Source organism: Pseudomonas sp. CC6-YY-74, assembly GCF_002025205.1.
Taxonomy (GTDB): Bacteria; Pseudomonadota; Gammaproteobacteria; order Pseudomonadales; family Pseudomonadaceae; genus Aquipseudomonas; species Aquipseudomonas paeninsulae.
Map to the genome: position 1 here is coordinate 3,929,518 of NZ_CP019947.1, position 15,742 is coordinate 3,945,259.

The window sequence follows — 15,742 nt, forward strand, 5'->3', positions numbered from 1 at the left end:
CCGGCGCAACGCGGTCGATCGCCTGCTGGGTTACGCGCCGCGCCGCAAGCGCATGCTGAATCTAGGCCGGAGTACGGCGCCGCTAACCCACCCTACTACGCTCGCCGTCAATTCGGCGTCACGCCGACATTATGCCGATTGTGCATACCCTAGCGCTTAACAGCATTGGCCAGTATTCGAGCGCAGCCCCTATTCTAAAAGGCATCGCGGCACTCACCGCATCCCCAAGAGAACCTAGTCATCATGTCCGCTGCTGCATTATTTCGCGTCGAAAAAGACCTGCTCGGCACCCTCGAAGTTCCCGCCGAGGCCTATTACGGCATCCAGACTTTGCGCGCCGTGCACAACTTCCGCCTGTCCGGCGTGCCCTTGGCGCACTACCCGAAACTGGTGACGGCACTGGCCATGGTCAAGCAGGCGGCAGCCGACGCCAACCGCGAACTGGGCCATCTCAGCGCGGCCAAGCACGCGGCGATCAGCGAAGCCTGCGCCCGCATCATCCGCGGCGATTTCCATGAAGAGTTCGTGGTCGACATGATCCAGGGCGGCGCCGGCACCTCGACCAACATGAACGCCAACGAGGTGATCGCCAACATCGCCCTGGAGGCCATGGGCCACGCCAAGGGCGAGTACCAGTACCTGCACCCGAACAACGACGTGAACATGGCGCAGTCGACCAACGATGCTTACCCGACCGCCATCCGCCTCGGCCTGCTGCTCGGCCACGACACCCTGCTGGCCAGCCTCGACAGCCTGATCGGCGCCTTCGCCGCCAAGGGCGAGGAATTCGCCCACGTCCTGAAGATGGGCCGCACCCAGTTGCAGGACGCCGTGCCGATGACCCTCGGCCAGGAATTTCGCGCCTTCTCCAATACCCTCGGCGAAGACCTGGCGCGCCTGCGCAGCCTGGCCCCGGAGCTGCTCACCGAGGTCAACCTGGGCGGCACCGCGATCGGCACCGGGATCAATGCCGACCCGCGCTATCAGCTGCTCGCGGTTGACCGCCTGGCAGTGATAAGCGGCCAGCCGCTGGTGCCGGCCGCCGACCTGATCGAAGCGACGTCGGACATGGGCGCTTTCGTGCTGTTCTCCGGCATGCTCAAGCGCACCGCGGTCAAGCTGTCGAAGATCTGCAACGACCTGCGCCTGCTCTCCAGCGGCCCGCGCACCGGGATCAACGAGATCAACCTGCCGGCGCGTCAGCCGGGCAGCTCGATCATGCCCGGCAAGGTCAATCCGGTGATTCCGGAAGCGGTCAACCAGGTGGCGTTCGAGATCATCGGCAACGACCTGGCCCTGACCATCGCCGCCGAGGGCGGCCAGCTGCAGCTCAACGTCATGGAGCCGCTGATCGCCTACAAGATCTTCGACTCGATCCGCCTGCTGCAGCGCGCCATGGACATGCTGCGCGAGCATTGCATCGTCGGCATCACCGCCAACGAGGCGCATTGCCGCGCGCTGATGGAGAACTCCATCGGCCTGATCACCGCGCTCAACCCCTACATCGGCTACGAGAACGCCACGCGCATCGCCAAGCTGGCCCTGGAAAGCGGCCGCAGCGTGCTGGAGTTGGTGCGCGAAGAGAAGCTGCTGGACGACGCCACCCTGGCCGACATCCTCCGTCCGGAGAACATGATCGCCCCGCGCCTGGTGCCGCTTAGCGCTTAAACCTTATCGATCAAGAGGCGCCCTCGCCTCTTTTCCTCAGGGATGGCCTCGGCCATCCCTTTTTTATGCGAATGGCGCAGTGAAGTGCCTTCTCCTAAGGCATGACACCAGAAGATTCGACGGAATCGAATTGGATAACGGTGGTCTGCCCCCTAATACTGCAGCATCAGCACCACACAGCTCGACCCGTCGACCAGCTCGCAACATGGTCAGTCACCCGTTTGCGCACCCACGCAGGCTAATTTACTTTTCGCCGCCTTATTCTGGAGCCGCATGCGATGAAATTCTCAATCAAACCCTCGCGGAACACCGCGCTGGCATTGGCTTTTCTGGCGGCTCTATTACCTGGCCACGTTACCTTGGCCCAGACCGACAGCGCCGCTCTCTCCGACCCTGCACCCGCTATGGATATCGAAGCAGAGGCTGTAGAGAGTGATGAGAAAATAAGGTCGCGCATCGAAAACATTTTCGCCGAATTGCAGCCGCTTCGTGGCGTAACGGTTTATGTCGGTGAGGGGGTGGTCATTCTGCGCGGTGAGGTCGCCAATGAGGTGGCTGCGCAGCAAGCCGAGCGCTTGGCCAGTCGGCTCGCCGGGGTGGTCACGGTAACCGACGAGATGAGCAGAACGCTGGCCGTGGCCGATAACGTGCGGCCTGTGATCGAACGTATGCGAACGCAAACCTTGAATTTTATAAAAGCACTGCCGTTGCTTGGGCTGGCTCTGCTTGTGTTAACTGGCTTCATCTTGCTGGGCAATTTCCTTACTCGCCGCAAAGTACTGTGGCTAAAAATAGCGCCAAATCCCTTCCTGGCCGATTTGCTCGCCCAAGCGACACGCGTTGTCATTCTGCTGCTGGGAATTATCCTGGCGCTCGATTTGTTGGGTGCTGCTGCCGTTATCACCACGATACTCGGCGGTGCCGGTGTCATCGGCCTGGCAATAGGTTTTGCCGTGCGCGACACGGTGGAGAACTACATTTCCAGCATTATGCTGAGTCTGCGCCAGCCGTTCCGCGCCAAGGACCATGTCATCATCAATGACATAGAAGGCATCGTCGTACGCCTCACGTCGCGCGCCACTATTTTAATGACCCTCGACGGAAACCATATGCGCATACCCAATGCAGCGGTTTTCAAGGGCATCATCCTGAATTACTCGACCAACCCGGAAAGGCGTTTTGAGTTCGAACTCGGCGTTGATGCCGAAGATGACCCGGTGGCCGGAATGAAGGCCGGATTGAACGCCATGTGCACCCTCGACTTTATCCTGCAAGACCCAGAGCCCGATGCGCTGATAAACACGGTGGGCGACTCCAACATCGTGCTGACGTTCTATGCCTGGATAGATCAACGAGAAACCAACTTTGCCAAAGCCCGCAGTTTGGCCATTCGCGTCACCATGCGTGCACTGGAAGAGCAAGGTTTCACCTTGCCTGAACCCATTTACCGTTTGCGCTTCGATCCCGAGGTCAACTCGGCTCTGTTTGGCGCTCTGGAGGGTAAGCGCAGTGACGTCACCACGCGTGCTAGCCGTGCTGTCAAAGATGAACCTCAGGCAACCCCAGTTGAGCGCGGCGATGCGGTGCTGGATGTCTCCCCGGACAAACATATAGAGCAGAAAGTGGACGCGGAAATCCAATCTGACCAGGGCAACGACCTGCTGGATAAGCATGTGCCGCATGAATAAGTTCGCGTAAGGCGGCCGTTACCTAAAACCTGCCCTTAGCAGCACGCCTGTGCTGGGACTGGCGCGGCTAAAGCGCCTCCTATGAACTCGCGCTATACCTGCCAGACGCTGCGCAACGACTCCAGCGCCTGGGTAATCTGCGCCTCGGGCACCGCGGCAAAGCCCAGCACCAGCCCGGCGCGCTGATCTTCGGGCTCTGTGCTATCCGCCAGCCAGTAGTCGCTGAGCGCGTTCAACTCCACTCCGACCCGCTCGGCAGCGCCGACCAGCTCGCCTTCGCGCGCCAGGCTGTCCACTCGCACGCACAGGTGCAGGCCGGCCTCCACCACCGGCAGCGGCGCGCAACCGGGTATGTGCTGCGGCCAGCCGACCAGCAGGGCATCGCGGCGACTGCGCGCGGCGCCGCGCATGCGCCGGATATGCCGCTGGAAATGCCCGGCGGCGATGAACTCGGCCATCACCGCCTGGGTGCCGATCTCCGAATGGCGCATGTCCAGAGCGCGGCGGCGGGCAAAGGACTCGGCCAGGCCGGCCGGCAGCACCAGATAGCCCAGACGCAGCGCCGGGAAGGCGATCTTGCAGAAGGTGCCGACGTAGAGCACCCGGCCCTGGCGGTCGAGGGCCGCCAGCGGCGCCAACGGCGTGCCGCTGTAGCGGTACTCGCCATCGTAGTCGTCCTCGATGATCAGGCTGTCGTGGCGCTCGGCCCAGTCCAGCAGTTCCAGGCGCCGCGCCAGCGACAGGGTCACCCCGGTCGGGTACTGGTGCGAAGGCGTGACATAGGCCAGACGGCAGCGCCCCGCCCGTTCCAGCGCTGCCGTGTCCAGCCCCTCGCCATCCACCGGAATGCCCACCAGTTGCGCCCCGGCCACCGCGAAGGCATGCCCGGCGGCGCGATAGCCGGGGTTCTCGATGGCGACCCGGTCACCCGGTTCGACCAGCAGCTGGGCGCACAGGCTGATCGCCTGCTGGGCGCCGCAGGTGACCAGAATCTGCGCCGGATCGCAGTGCAGGCCGCGGCTGTTGCGCAGGTAGGCGGCAATCAGCTCGCGCAGCTGCGCGTCGCCGGCCGGGTCGCCATAACCCAGGCGCGCCGGCGACGGCTTGCGCCAGAAGCGCGCACTGAGCCGCGCCCAGGTCTCGAAGGGGAACAGGTCGAAGGCCGGCACGCCGACCCGGAAGGCCCGCGGCGGACCGCTCGGCGGTAGGCTCAGGTGATGGGAGGCGAGGCGTTGCAGCGCCGGAGTCGCGACCGGGCGAGCAACGGGCGCCGCCGGGCGCGCGACAGCCGCCAGCTCGGCGACATAGGTGCCCGCGCCGACGCGGCCCTGCACATAACCCTCGGCGTACAGCTGGTCGAAGGCGCGGGTCACGGTATTGCGTGAAATGCCCAGCAGACCCGCGAGGTCGCGGCTGGCCGGCAGGCGGGTGCCACTGGCCAGGCGTGCATCGAGGATGCGCTCGCGCAGCGCCTGGTACAGCTGGCGCGCCAGACCCTGGGCCGGGTCGAGGCGAATGCCGGAGAGATCGACCGGCAGCGGCGGCGAGACTGGCATGACTATTGGCCCTATCAATGTCGTGATTAATGGATCTTACAACAGACCAATACCCTGTCTAGCATGGCTCCATCACGTCAAGACCGTTTCGGAGAAGCCACCATGTACTCGCCCACCGCCTTCCGCCAGGACGACCTCGCCACGCTGCACCGGCAGATCGCCGCCTGCCGCCTGGCTACAATCGTCAGCCAGGGCCCGAGCGGCCTGCAGGCCAGCCACCTGCCACTGCTCCTGGAACCCGCTGAAGGTGAGTTCGGTACCCTCTACGGCCATTTCGCCCGAGCCAACCCGCAGTGGCAGGAGCTGGCCAACGGCGGCGAAGTGCTGACGATCTTCAGCGGCCCGGAGGCTTACGTCAGCCCGACTTGGTACCCGGCCAAGGCCGAGCACGGCAAGGTGGTGCCGACCTGGAACTACATCGCCGTGCATGCCTACGGCCAGGCCGAGGTGTTCGACGACGCCGAGCGGCTGCTGGCGCTGGTCAGCCGCCTGAGCCAGCGCCACGAAGCCGGCCGCGCCCAACCCTGGGCGGTCAGCGAGGCGCCGCCGGACTATATCGACAGCATGCTGCGCGCCATCGTCGGCTTTGCCCTGCCGATCCAGCGCCTGGAAGGCAAGTGGAAGCTCGGGCAGAACCGCAGCGCCGCCGACCAGAGCGGCGTGCGCGAGGGCCTTAGCAACAGCCTTGACGCCCGTGACCGCGAGCTGGCCGCGCGTATGAACACCCCTAGTGGCCCAGCCCAGGGATGACCCATGACCGACGAACTGCACCTCGACTGGCAGCCCGTGCCCAGCCCGGTCCGCGCGCCACTAATCGGCCACTATGTGCGCCTGGAGCCGCTGAATCTCGCCGCCCACGGCGACGACCTGTGGCTGGCCTTGCAAGGTCCGCAGTCCGATCCACTGCTGTGGGACTACCTGCCCTATGGCCCGTTTCCCGAGCGCGCGGCCTTCGATAGCTGGCTGGCGGCTAACGCGGCCAGCAGCGACCCGCTGTTCTTCGCCGTGCTCGAACGCGCCAGCCAGCGCGCCGTCGGCCTGCTCAGCTTCCTGCGCATGGCACCCAAGGACGGCAGCATCGAGATCGGCCATATTGCCTTCGGCCGCGCCATGCAGCGCAGCCCGGCGTCGACCGAGGCGGTCTACCTGCTGGCCGAGCTGGCCATGGGCACGCTCGGCTACCGACGCCTGGAGTGGAAATGCAACGCCCTCAACGCCCGCTCGATGCGCGCCGCCGAGCGCCTGGGCTTCGTCTACGAAGGCACCTTCCGCCAGCACATGGTGATCAATGGGCGCAACCGCGACAGCGCCTGGTTCTCCATCCTCGACCACGAATGGCCAGCCTGCCAGGTCGCGTTCCAGCGCTGGCTGGGCAGTGACAACTTCGATCCCCAAGGGCGGCAGATCCAGCGCCTGGAGCAGTTGCGCGCGGCTAGCGAGCGGGGCTGAGACGCCTTACTCGATCTCGAACAGGCCGTTGCGGATCTGCGCGCCGGCCAGGCGCTGGCGGATGTCGGCGTCGATGCGCGGGTCGTCCGGGCTGTAGAGCATCACCTGGCGATAGGCATTGACCCGATTGACCTCGCCGCCGAGAAACTCCCAGACCACCCGGGTGCAGGCCGGGGTGCGCAGGTCGCCGCTGGAGACCCCGGTCTTCAGGCCGTTGAGGCGACTGATGCGGCTCTTGAAGCTGGGGATCAGGATGGTCTGGCTCATCTCGTTGCCGGTCAGCGACTCGTAGTCGATGAGGAACAGCCGGTCCTGCAGGTAGAAAGCCGCGCCCAGGTAGCGGCAGCGCACCCAGTCCTCGGCCTTGCCGCTGTCGGCCCGCGAGGGCTCCTGGCGCTCCTGGCGCTCGAACAGAAAGCTGCCGCGCTCTTCGCGCAGGTGTACCAGCGACAGCAGGATCTGCCCCGGCACCGACATGCAGTTGGCGTACTCGAAGTAGTAGCCGCAATAGCGCGACAGGCTGCTGGCGTGCTCACGCAGCGGCTGGAAGAAGTCCAGCAACGGATCGCCGACCAGCCGCGGGGCCTGACCGGCACTGCGCGCACCGACCAGGTCGGCGAACTGCTCGCCCGGCAGGCTCAGCTCGTAGGCCTCGACGCCGAAGAAATCGCAGATACGCTTGAGGTTGTAGGCGGTCGGCCGGCTCTGCCCGCTGAGGTATTTATTGAACTGGGCGCGGTTGATCGCCAGCTTGCGGCACACCTCGGCAATCGAGCGGTAGTGGCTGCACAGCAGCTTGAGATTTGACCCCAGATAATCCGACATGCTGCTGTTCCTAACGGGTAGGCCGCGAGCGCCATAGCCGAATCATGCAAGCCTCGGCGGCATAGCCGCCCCCTCATCCGGCGCTTCGCGCCACCGTTTGTCGGGGCAGACGAAGACCAGACGCTCGTCGCTGCGCAAGGTGCTGACTAATGGCGCGAGCGACGCGATTGTAGCATCAACTCGCATCAGGTCGCCGCCACCCGCGCAATTGCATGACAGGCCGCCCTGCTCAACCATTCGTCCCTAGCATTTTTTCCTGACAGAACAACAAGAGAGACCTTCCCGTCATGCTCGATATTCTCAACGACCTTATCTGGAGCAAGCTGCTGATCGTCATGCTGATCGGCCTTGGTCTGTACTTCACCATCGCCTCGCGTTTCGTCCAGTTTCGTTACTTCGGCAGCATGTTCCGCATCTTCAGCGAAGCCTTCAAGCACCAGCCGGGCCAGCTCAGCTCGTTCCAGGCGCTGATGCTCAGCGTTGCCGGCCGGGTTGGCGCCGGTAACATCGCCGGGGTCTCCGTGGCGATCATGCTCGGCGGCCCAGGCGCGATCTTCTGGATGTGGATGGTCGCCCTGGTCGGCATGGCCACCAGCTACTTCGAATGCTCCCTGGCCCAGCTGTACAAGCGCCGCGAGCCCGACGGCGGCTACCGTGGCGGCCCGGCCTTCTACATCCAGCACGGCCTCGGCCAGCGCTGGCTGGGTATCGTGGTGTCGCTGCTGCTGCTGGCGACCTTCGGCTTCGGCTTCAACGCCGTGCAGTCCTACACCGTGGCCAGCTCGCTGCATGACACCTTCGGCCTGCCCACCTATGTCAGCGGCATCGCCCTGGTAGTGGTGATCGGCCTGATCATCTTCGGCGGCATCAAGCGCATCGCCAAGTTCGCCGACGTACTGGTGCCCGCGATGGCCTTCTCCTACATCGCCATGGCGCTGTACGTCATCGGCAGTAACTTCGACGCGATTCCGGCCACCCTGACGCTGATCTTCAACAGTGCCTTCGGCCTCGAGCCAGCCTTTGCCGGTGGCATCGGCGCGGCGATCCTCATGGGCGTCAAGCGCGGCCTGTTCTCCAACGAAGCCGGCCTGGGCAGCGCGCCCAACGTCGCCGCGGTAGCCGAGGTCAAGCACCCGGTCGCCCAGGGCATCGTGCAGTCGCTCAGCGTGTTCATCGACACCATCATCCTGTGCAGCTGCACCGCGCTGATCATCCTGCTCTCCGGCGTGTATCAGCCAGGCACCGAGATGGCCGGTGTGGTCCTGACCCAGACCGCCATGGCCGCGGTAGTCGGCGAATGGGGCCGGGTATTCGTCAGCGTCGCCCTGCTGCTGTTCGTCTTCACCACCCTGATCTACAACTACTACCTCGGCGAGAACGCCCTGGGCTTCTTCACCACCAAGCGCTGGCCGGTACAGGTCTACCGCGTGCTGGTAGTCGGCCTGATACTCTGGGGCTCGGTGCAGGATCTGGGTACGGTGTTTGCCTTCGCCGACGTGACCATGGGCCTGCTGGCCATCGCCAACCTGATCGCCCTGGCCCTGCTGTTCAAGGTCGGCCTGCGCCTGATGCGCGACTACGACGACCAGATCAAGGCGGGGGTAAAGTCGCCCGTCTTCGACCCGAAAGCCTTCGCTGATCTGGACCTCGATCCGGCAGTCTGGCCCGCCCAGCCGTCGACAGCGCCGCAGACCCTGAGCGCCGAAATCGGCCACCGCGTGCACCAGCGCTGAGCCGCTAACGACGCGATACACAGGGGGCTATGGCCCCCTGTTTTTTAATGCGAGGCTGTGAAAAAACTCCCGCCTACTGCGGCAGCCTCGCGACGGCTGCTCGATATTTTCACAACCTCTGAGGAGAGCCGTCATGGCTATAACAAAACTCCTGGTGCTCTACACCGGCGGCACCATCGGCATGCAGATGAGCGCAGATGGCCTGGCGCCCGCCTCCGGCTTCGAGGCGCAGCTGCGTGCCCAGCAAGCGCAAGAGCAGGCGCGCCAACTGCCCAGCTGGATCTTCCGTGAACTGCTGCCGCCAATCGACAGCGCCAACATGAGCCAGGCCAACTGGCTGGCGATGGTCGCGGCGATCCGCGCAGGCGTCGAGCAGGACGGCTGCGACGCCGTACTGGTGCTGCACGGCACCGACACCCTGGCCTACAGCGCCGCAGCCCTGAGTTTCCTGCTGCTCGGCCTGCCGGTTCCAGTGCTGCTGACCGGTTCGATGCTGCCGGCCGGCGTTGCCGGCAGCGATGCCTGGGCCAATCTGTTCGGCGCCATGCAGGCGCTGCAACAAGGTGTCGCCGCCGGCGTGCACCTGTACTTCAACGGCACCCTGATGCATGGCGCACGGGTCAGCAAACTGGCCAGCGCCACCTTCGGCGCCTTCGCCGAACTGCCGCGCCAGCGCCAGAGCCCGCGCGCCGAGAACATCCCGGCCAGCCTCGATTACCGCCAGCCGCGCCAACCGGTCAATCTCGCGGTGCTACCGTGCTTCCCCGGCATCCAGGCCGCGCATGTCAGCGCCCTGCTCGACAGCGGCGTACGCGGCCTGCTGCTGGAATGCTACGGCAGCGGCACCGGCCCTTCGGATGACGCCGCGTTGCTGGCGGCACTCAAGGCGGCCCATGAACGTGGCGTGGTGCTGGCGGCGATCAGCCAGTGCGCGCATGGCCATGTCGAGTTCGGCGTCTATGCTGCAGGGAGCAAACTGGCCAGCGCGGGGCTGATCTCGGCCGGCGGCATGACCCGCGAAGCCGCCCTGGGCAAGCTGTTCGCCCTGCTCGGCGCCGGCCTCAGCCAGGCCGAGACGGAACACTGGTTCGCCCTGGACCTGTGTGGCGAGCGCGCCGACTAGCCAGATGGGCAGGACTTGCAGCGCAGCCATAACAGTTTCAGGATGACTGATCCTACCTACAGGAGGTCGCACGATGGCCGTTCGCATTCCCGCCGAGATCCGTCCCGTCAGCGCCGCCGACCAGGCGACCTGGTTACCCCTGTGGCAGCGCTATCAGCGCTTCTACATGACCGAGATTCCCGCTGCCACCAGTGACGTCACCTGGCAGCGCTTTCTCGATCCGGCCGAGCCGATGCATGCCGCCCTGGCCTGGCACGAAGACAAGGCCATCGGCCTGGTGCACTGGATCTACCACCGCTCGACCTGGACCGTTGGCGACTACTGCTACCTGCAGGATCTGTTCATCGCCAAGGACGTGCGCAGCAGTGGCGTCGGCCGCCAGCTGATCGAACACGTCTACGACCAGGCCCGTCAGGCCGACTGCGCGCGGGTGCACTGGCTGACCCACGACAGCAACAGCAAGGCCATGCTGCTGTACGAACGGGTCGCCGAGCGCTCGGGCTTCTTGCAGTTCCGCAAGCTGTTGTAGCCTACATCCACCGGCGCTGCGCGCTAGAACACCGACCAGCCGATCCGCTCGCTGAGCAGCTCCAGCGCCGCCATGCCGACCAGGGAGTTGCCGGCGGCGTTCAGTTCCGGTGACCAGACGCAGACGCTGAAACGCCCCGGCACCACCGCGACTATGCCGCCGCCGACCCCGCTCTTGCCCGGCAGGCCGACTCGGTAGGCGAAATTGCCGGCCTCGTCGTACAGGCCGCTGGTGGCCATGATGGCGTTGACCTGCTTGGTCTGCCGCGGCGTGAGGATCTGCTCGCCGCTGTGTAGGCAAAAACCATCGTTGGCCAGAAAGCAGAAGGCGCGGGCCAGGTCGACGCAGCTCATGCGCAAGGCGCAGTAACTGAAGTAGTTGCGCAACACCGTCTCGACATCGTTATGGAAGTTGCCGAAAGACTGCATCAGATAGGCCGCGGCGGCGTTGCGCGCGCGATGCTGGTATTCCGAATCGGCGACCCGGTTATCCACCGCTATCTTGGGGTTGCCGGCCAGGCGGCGGACGAAATCGCGCATCGACACCACCGGCGTGGCAAAGCGCGATTGGTTGATGTCGCAGATCACCAGCGCACCGGCGTTGATGAACGGGTTGCGCGGCCGGCCGCGCTCGAACTCCAACTGCACCAGCGAATTGAACGGCTGCCCGGACGGCTCGTGGCCCAAACGCTGCCAAATCTCCTCGCCGGAGTGACCGATGGCCTGCACCAGGCTGAACACCTTGGAGATGCTCTGCACGGAAAACGCCGTATGCGCAGCGCCGGCGCTGAACAACTCGCCCTCGTTGCTGTACACCGCGATGCCCAGCTGGTTGCCCGACACATCGCCCAGCGCCGGAATGTAATCGGCCACCTTGCCCTGACCGATCAGCGGGCGGACTTGATCGAGGATTTCGTTCAACAGCGCTTGCATGCTCAGACTCGCCGCAATGCCCGAGCAAACCTCGGACGATCTTTCCTAGACGCCAGGCGGCTATCACTGATCACACGGCACTGCTCCCGGAGTGCACCCGGGTTTACCCAGGCTGCGGCTGATGGCGTCGGCGGATTTACGCTTATTGTTGTGCGCCGATAGGCATGATTCCGCCCATTGCGCCCGCGGATATTCGGCCAACGTGCTCTAAACCGGGCATTTCAACCCTTGGCACGGCATCTGCTATAGCTCTGCTACGCCATACGCGTTGTTTGCGTCGGCGATTATAAGAAAGACCAGAGGTGTGCTTATGAACTGCCGTACGTCCCCCGCGAGCCTGTCTCGCCCAGCTCCGCTATGCCGCCTCTCGCGTGCCAGGCCCCGGCCGGGTGCGGGCATTCGCCACTTTCGCCCATTCTGATCGGCCCCCGACCTGCATCTCCGCTGCGGCGGCCATGCATCGTCTACAGTAAAAAAACGCTGCATAAAGCCATAACAACGACGGAGATACTCCATGCGATTGACCAAGCGTTTCAGCCTGCTCGCTGCTGCCGCAGCCCTGACGGCCAGCACTGCGGCATTTGCCGCGCCGACCTTCATCAACATCCTCACCGGCGGCACCAGCGGGGTCTACTACCCGATCGGGGTGGCCCTGTCGCAGCTCTACAGCAACGGTATCGACGACGCGAAAACCTCGGTGCAGGCCACCAAGGCCTCGGTGGAAAACCTCAACCTGCTGCAGAGCGGCCGTGGCGAACTGGCCCTGGCCCTGGGTGACTCGGTCGCCGATGCCTGGAATGGCGTGGAAGATGCCGGCTTCAAAACCCCGCTGAAAAAGCTCCGCGCGATTGCCGGCACCTACCCGAACTACATCCAGATCGTCGCCAACAAGGAGTCCGGCATCGCCAACCTGGCTGACCTCAAAGGCAAGCGCATCTCGGTCGGCGCGCCGAAGTCCGGCACCGAACTGAATGCTCGGGCGATCTTCGCCGCGGCGGGTCTGAGCTATGACGACATGGCCAAGGTCGAGTTCCTGCCATACGCCGAGTCGGTCGAGCTGATCAAGAATCGTCAGCTGGATGCCACCCTGCAATCCTCGGGGCTGGGCATGGCGGCGATCCGCGATTTGGCCGCCACCTTGCCGATCAATTTCGTCGCCATTCCGGCCGACGTGACCACCAAGATCGGCAATGCGGCCTATCAGCCAGCCGTGATTCCAGCCGGCACCTACGACGGTCAGGATGTCGACATCGCGACAGTGGCGATCAAGAACATCCTGGTCAGCCATGAAGACGTGTCCGAGGAAATGGCCTACCAGATGACCAAGCTGATGTTCGACAACCTCGAGCGTCTGGGCAACGCCCATTCTGCGGCCAAGGACATCAAGCTGGACGGCGCGGCGAAGAACCTGCCGATCCCGCTGCATCCGGGTGCCGAGCGCTTCTACAAGGAAGTCGGCGCGCTGTAAAAAACGCGGGTGGGTTGGGGCTCGCACAGACTGAGCCCGTAGGATGGGTTGAGCGAAGCGATACCCATGGCCACGGCCCGATGGGTTACGCCGCTGCGCGGCTAACCCATCCTACCCTGCCACCCATGCGCCATCCTGCAAGTAGAGCTGCGAATAAAACCAGCGTGCTGAGTACGGCAGGTTTTATTGGCGACTCTTGCGCCTTATCGACGTTGCAATGAGGGCATAAGCTCCATGACTGAACAAAACCACGGCCTCGCGGCAGGTCCGGGCGACTGGCCGAAAGCGCTGTTTTATGTGGCGCTGCTGTTTTCGATCTTCCAGATCACCACCGCGGCCTTTCATCCGGTGTCCAGCCAGATCCTCCGTGCCGTGCACGTCGGCTTCCTGCTGCTGGTGGTATTTCTCAGCATTCCGCTGGTCGGCAAGCACAAGCCCTGGCAACCGCTGGCCTGGCTGCTGGGCCTGGCGGGCATGGGCACGGCGGCCTACCAATGGGTGTTCGAGGCGGACCTGATCCAGCGCTCCGGCGACCTGACCAGTGCCGACATGGTCGTCGGCCTGGTGCTGATAGTGCTGGTGTTCGAGGCAGCGCGGCGGGTCATGGGCATTGCTTTGCCGCTGATCTGCGGGCTGTTCCTCGCCTATGGCCTGCTCGGCCAATACCTGCCCGGGGACCTGGCTCACCGCGGTTATGGCCTGGATCAGATCGTCAACCAGCTGGCCTTCGGCACCGAGGGCTTCTACGGCACCCCGACCTATGTGTCGGCCACCTATATCTTTCTGTTCATCCTGTTCGGCTCCTTCCTCGAGCAAGCGGGCATGATCAAGCTGTTCACCGACTTCGCCATGGGCCTGTTCGGCCACAAGCTCGGCGGCCCGGCCAAGGTCTCGGTGGTGTCATCGGCGCTGATGGGCACCATCACCGGCTCCGGTGTGGCCAACGTGGTCACCACTGGCCAGTTCACCATTCCGCTGATGAAGCGCTTCGGCTACAAGCCGGCCTTCGCCGGCGGCGTCGAAGCCACCTCGAGCATGGGCAGCCAGATCATGCCGCCGATCATGGGTGCGGTGGCGTTCATCATGGCCGAGACCATCAACGTGCCCTTCATCGAGGTGGCCAAGGCCGCCTTGATGCCCGCGCTGCTGTACTTCGGCTCGGTGTTCTGGATGGTCCATCTGGAGGCCAAGCGCGCCAATCTGAGCGGTCTGCCGAAAGACCAGTGCCCGAACCCCTGGGCCGCGGTGAAAGAGCGCTGGTACCTGCTGATCCCGCTGTTCATCCTCATCTACCTGCTGTTCTCCGGGCGCACGCCGCTGTTTTCCGGGATGGTCGGCCTGGCCTTGACCGCCATCGTCATTCTCGGTTCGGCGATCATCCTGCGGGTGTCCTCGACCGTACTGCGCATGGCCTTCTGGATTGCCCTCGGGGTGCTCTGCGCTGGTTTCTTCCAGCTGGGTATCGGCGTGGTATTCGGGTGGTCGCGCTGCTGGTGGCGATCTGCTGGTTCATCAAGGGCGGGCGCGACACCCTGGTGGTCTGCCTGCATGCGCTGGTCGAGGGCGCACGGCATGCGGTGCCGGTGGGCATCGCCTGCGCCCTGGTCGGGGTGATCATCGGCGTGGTCTCGCTGACCGGGGTGGCCTCGACCTTCGCCGGTTACATCCTCGCCATCGGCCAGGAAAACCTGTTTCTCTCGCTGATCCTCACCATGCTCACCTGCCTGGTGCTGGGCATGGGTATTCCGACCATTCCCAACTACATCATCACCAGCTCGATTGCCGCCCCGGCGCTGCTCGAACTGGGCGTGCCGCTGATCGTCTCGCACATGTTCGTCTTCTACTTCGGCATCATGGCCGACCTCACCCCGCCGGTGGCACTGGCCTGTTTCGCGGCGGCGCCGATCGCCAAGGAGAGCGGGTTGAAGATCAGCCTGTGGGCAATACGTATCGCCATCGCCGGTTTCGTCGTCCCCTTCATGGCGGTGTATGAGCCGGCGCTGATGCTGCAGAGCGATAGCCTACTGGCGATCATTTATGTGCTGATCAAGGCGGCGCTGGCGATCGGTATCTGGGGCGCGGTGTTCACCGGGTTCCTGCACTGCAAGATGCCCTGGTGGGAGCGCGCGCTGGGCTTCGCCGCGGGTATCAGCCTGATCCTGGCCACGCCGATGAGCGATGAGATCGGCTTCGTGCTGGTGGCGCTGTTCCTCGGCCAGCACTTCTGGCGGGCGCACCGTGCCCAGGCGACGATGGCGTGATCGGATTGTGCATGGGCCTGGCCGGAGCGGTCTGGGCCGAGCTGCCGGTTGTCGAGTTCACCTTGGCCTGGCGGCACACCATCGAGAAAATTCGCTGGGAAGAAGATTACCGCGTGACCGCCGAGGGCTTGCTGCTCGGCGAGGCGCGGGTCAAGGGTTCTGGTGCTGGCATGGAAATTCCTGCCGATGCCGAACTGCGTGAGGGCAGCTGGCATTACCAACGCCAGCTAGCGCCCCTGCAACCACTGCGCTTGGGGCGAACCCCCGAGGCAGGGGATTACCAACTGTGTTTCAACCAGCGTTGTCGCTCCATGGGCGACTGGCTCGGCCCGCCACAAGCGACCCAGCCGGCGGTGGAACTCTGGAGCTGTGAGCTCGGCTCCCCCCTATCGGTCAACGATGCGGGTAACGGCTAACGCCGTTGTCGCTCCCAGCGTCACAAGCGCTGGCGGCAAGAAGAGGAGAACCCCCATTTGGCTTTGCCAGTGGGGGTTTTGTTCGTCTAGCCTC

12 protein-coding genes and 1 pseudogene are annotated in these 15,742 nt (G+C 64.3%); 10 read left to right on the forward strand and 3 right to left on the reverse strand.

Translation table 11 applies throughout. The features are described 5' to 3' along the window. Positions 1-243: 243 nt before the first annotated feature. Together B2D37_RS17855 and B2D37_RS17860 are read left to right on the forward strand one after the other, a co-directional pair. Entirely contained in the window at positions 244-1,668 is a 1,425-nt protein-coding gene (locus tag B2D37_RS17855; protein WP_079203960.1) for an aspartate ammonia-lyase, read from the forward strand. Positions 1,669-1,946: 278 nt separating this feature from the next. After that, positions 1,947-3,356, forward strand: coding sequence for a mechanosensitive ion channel family protein (locus tag B2D37_RS17860; RefSeq protein WP_079203961.1), 1,410 nt, complete (start codon positions 1,947-1,949; stop codon positions 3,354-3,356). A gap of 92 nt (positions 3,357-3,448) precedes the next feature. On the opposite strand, the gene B2D37_RS17865 is transcribed toward B2D37_RS17860, so the two are convergent. Next, complete coding sequence (locus B2D37_RS17865) at positions 3,449-4,912, reverse strand: PLP-dependent aminotransferase family protein (RefSeq protein WP_079203962.1); 1,464 nt, start codon at positions 4,910-4,912, stop codon at positions 3,449-3,451. Between the two features lie 102 nt (positions 4,913-5,014). On the opposite strand from B2D37_RS17865, the gene B2D37_RS17870 reads away from it, so the two are divergent. Beyond that, positions 5,015-5,662 carry an FMN-binding negative transcriptional regulator gene (locus B2D37_RS17870; protein ID WP_079203963.1) on the forward strand — a complete coding sequence of 216 codons (648 nt, stop codon included), beginning with the start codon at positions 5,015-5,017 and terminating at the stop codon, positions 5,660-5,662. A 3-nt stretch (positions 5,663-5,665) separates the two neighbouring features. Continuing rightward, positions 5,666-6,361: a GNAT family N-acetyltransferase gene (locus tag B2D37_RS17875; protein WP_079203964.1), complete on the forward strand. Its 696-nt coding sequence runs from the start codon at positions 5,666-5,668 to the stop codon at positions 6,359-6,361. A gap of 6 nt (positions 6,362-6,367) precedes the next feature. Here the strand turns inward: B2D37_RS17875 and B2D37_RS17880 are convergent, their stop codons facing one another. Beyond that, complete coding sequence (locus B2D37_RS17880; protein WP_079203965.1) at positions 6,368-7,186, reverse strand: helix-turn-helix transcriptional regulator; 819 nt, start codon at positions 7,184-7,186, stop codon at positions 6,368-6,370. Positions 7,187-7,473: 287 nt separating this feature from the next. On the opposite strand from B2D37_RS17880, the gene B2D37_RS17890 reads away from it, so the two are divergent. From B2D37_RS17890 to B2D37_RS17900, 3 genes are all read left to right on the forward strand, one after another. Beyond that, positions 7,474-8,919, forward strand: a complete 1,446-nt coding sequence (locus B2D37_RS17890) for a sodium:alanine symporter family protein (RefSeq protein WP_079203967.1) — start codon at positions 7,474-7,476, stop codon at positions 8,917-8,919. Positions 8,920-9,052: 133 nt separating this feature from the next. After that, positions 9,053-10,042 carry an asparaginase gene (locus tag B2D37_RS17895; protein WP_079203968.1) on the forward strand — a complete coding sequence of 330 codons (990 nt, stop codon included), beginning with the start codon at positions 9,053-9,055 and terminating at the stop codon, positions 10,040-10,042. A gap of 73 nt (positions 10,043-10,115) precedes the next feature. Beyond that, entirely contained in the window at positions 10,116-10,571 is a 456-nt protein-coding gene (locus B2D37_RS17900; protein ID WP_079203969.1) for a GNAT family N-acetyltransferase, read from the forward strand. Between the two features lie 23 nt (positions 10,572-10,594). On the opposite strand, the gene glsB is transcribed toward B2D37_RS17900, so the two are convergent. Beyond that, positions 10,595-11,503 (reverse strand): glutaminase B, encoded by a 909-nt coding sequence (gene glsB, locus B2D37_RS17905; RefSeq protein ID WP_079203970.1) that lies wholly within the window; start codon positions 11,501-11,503, stop codon positions 10,595-10,597. Positions 11,504-12,017: 514 nt separating this feature from the next. On the opposite strand from glsB, the gene B2D37_RS17910 reads away from it, so the two are divergent. From B2D37_RS17910 to B2D37_RS17920, 3 genes and pseudogenes are all read left to right on the forward strand, one after another. Then, the gene (locus B2D37_RS17910; RefSeq protein ID WP_079203971.1) at positions 12,018-12,971 is read left to right on the forward strand and encodes a TAXI family TRAP transporter solute-binding subunit; all 954 of its coding nucleotides are present in this window, start codon (positions 12,018-12,020) and stop codon (positions 12,969-12,971) included. A 234-nt stretch (positions 12,972-13,205) separates the two neighbouring features. Then, a pseudogene (locus B2D37_RS17915) lies at positions 13,206-15,232 on the forward strand (TRAP transporter permease). Continuing rightward, entirely contained in the window at positions 15,229-15,648 is a 420-nt protein-coding gene (locus B2D37_RS17920; protein WP_079203972.1) for a DUF1850 domain-containing protein, read from the forward strand. The pseudogene B2D37_RS17915 and the gene B2D37_RS17920 overlap by 4 nt, the downstream one beginning before the upstream one ends. Positions 15,649-15,742 lie beyond the last annotated feature (94 nt).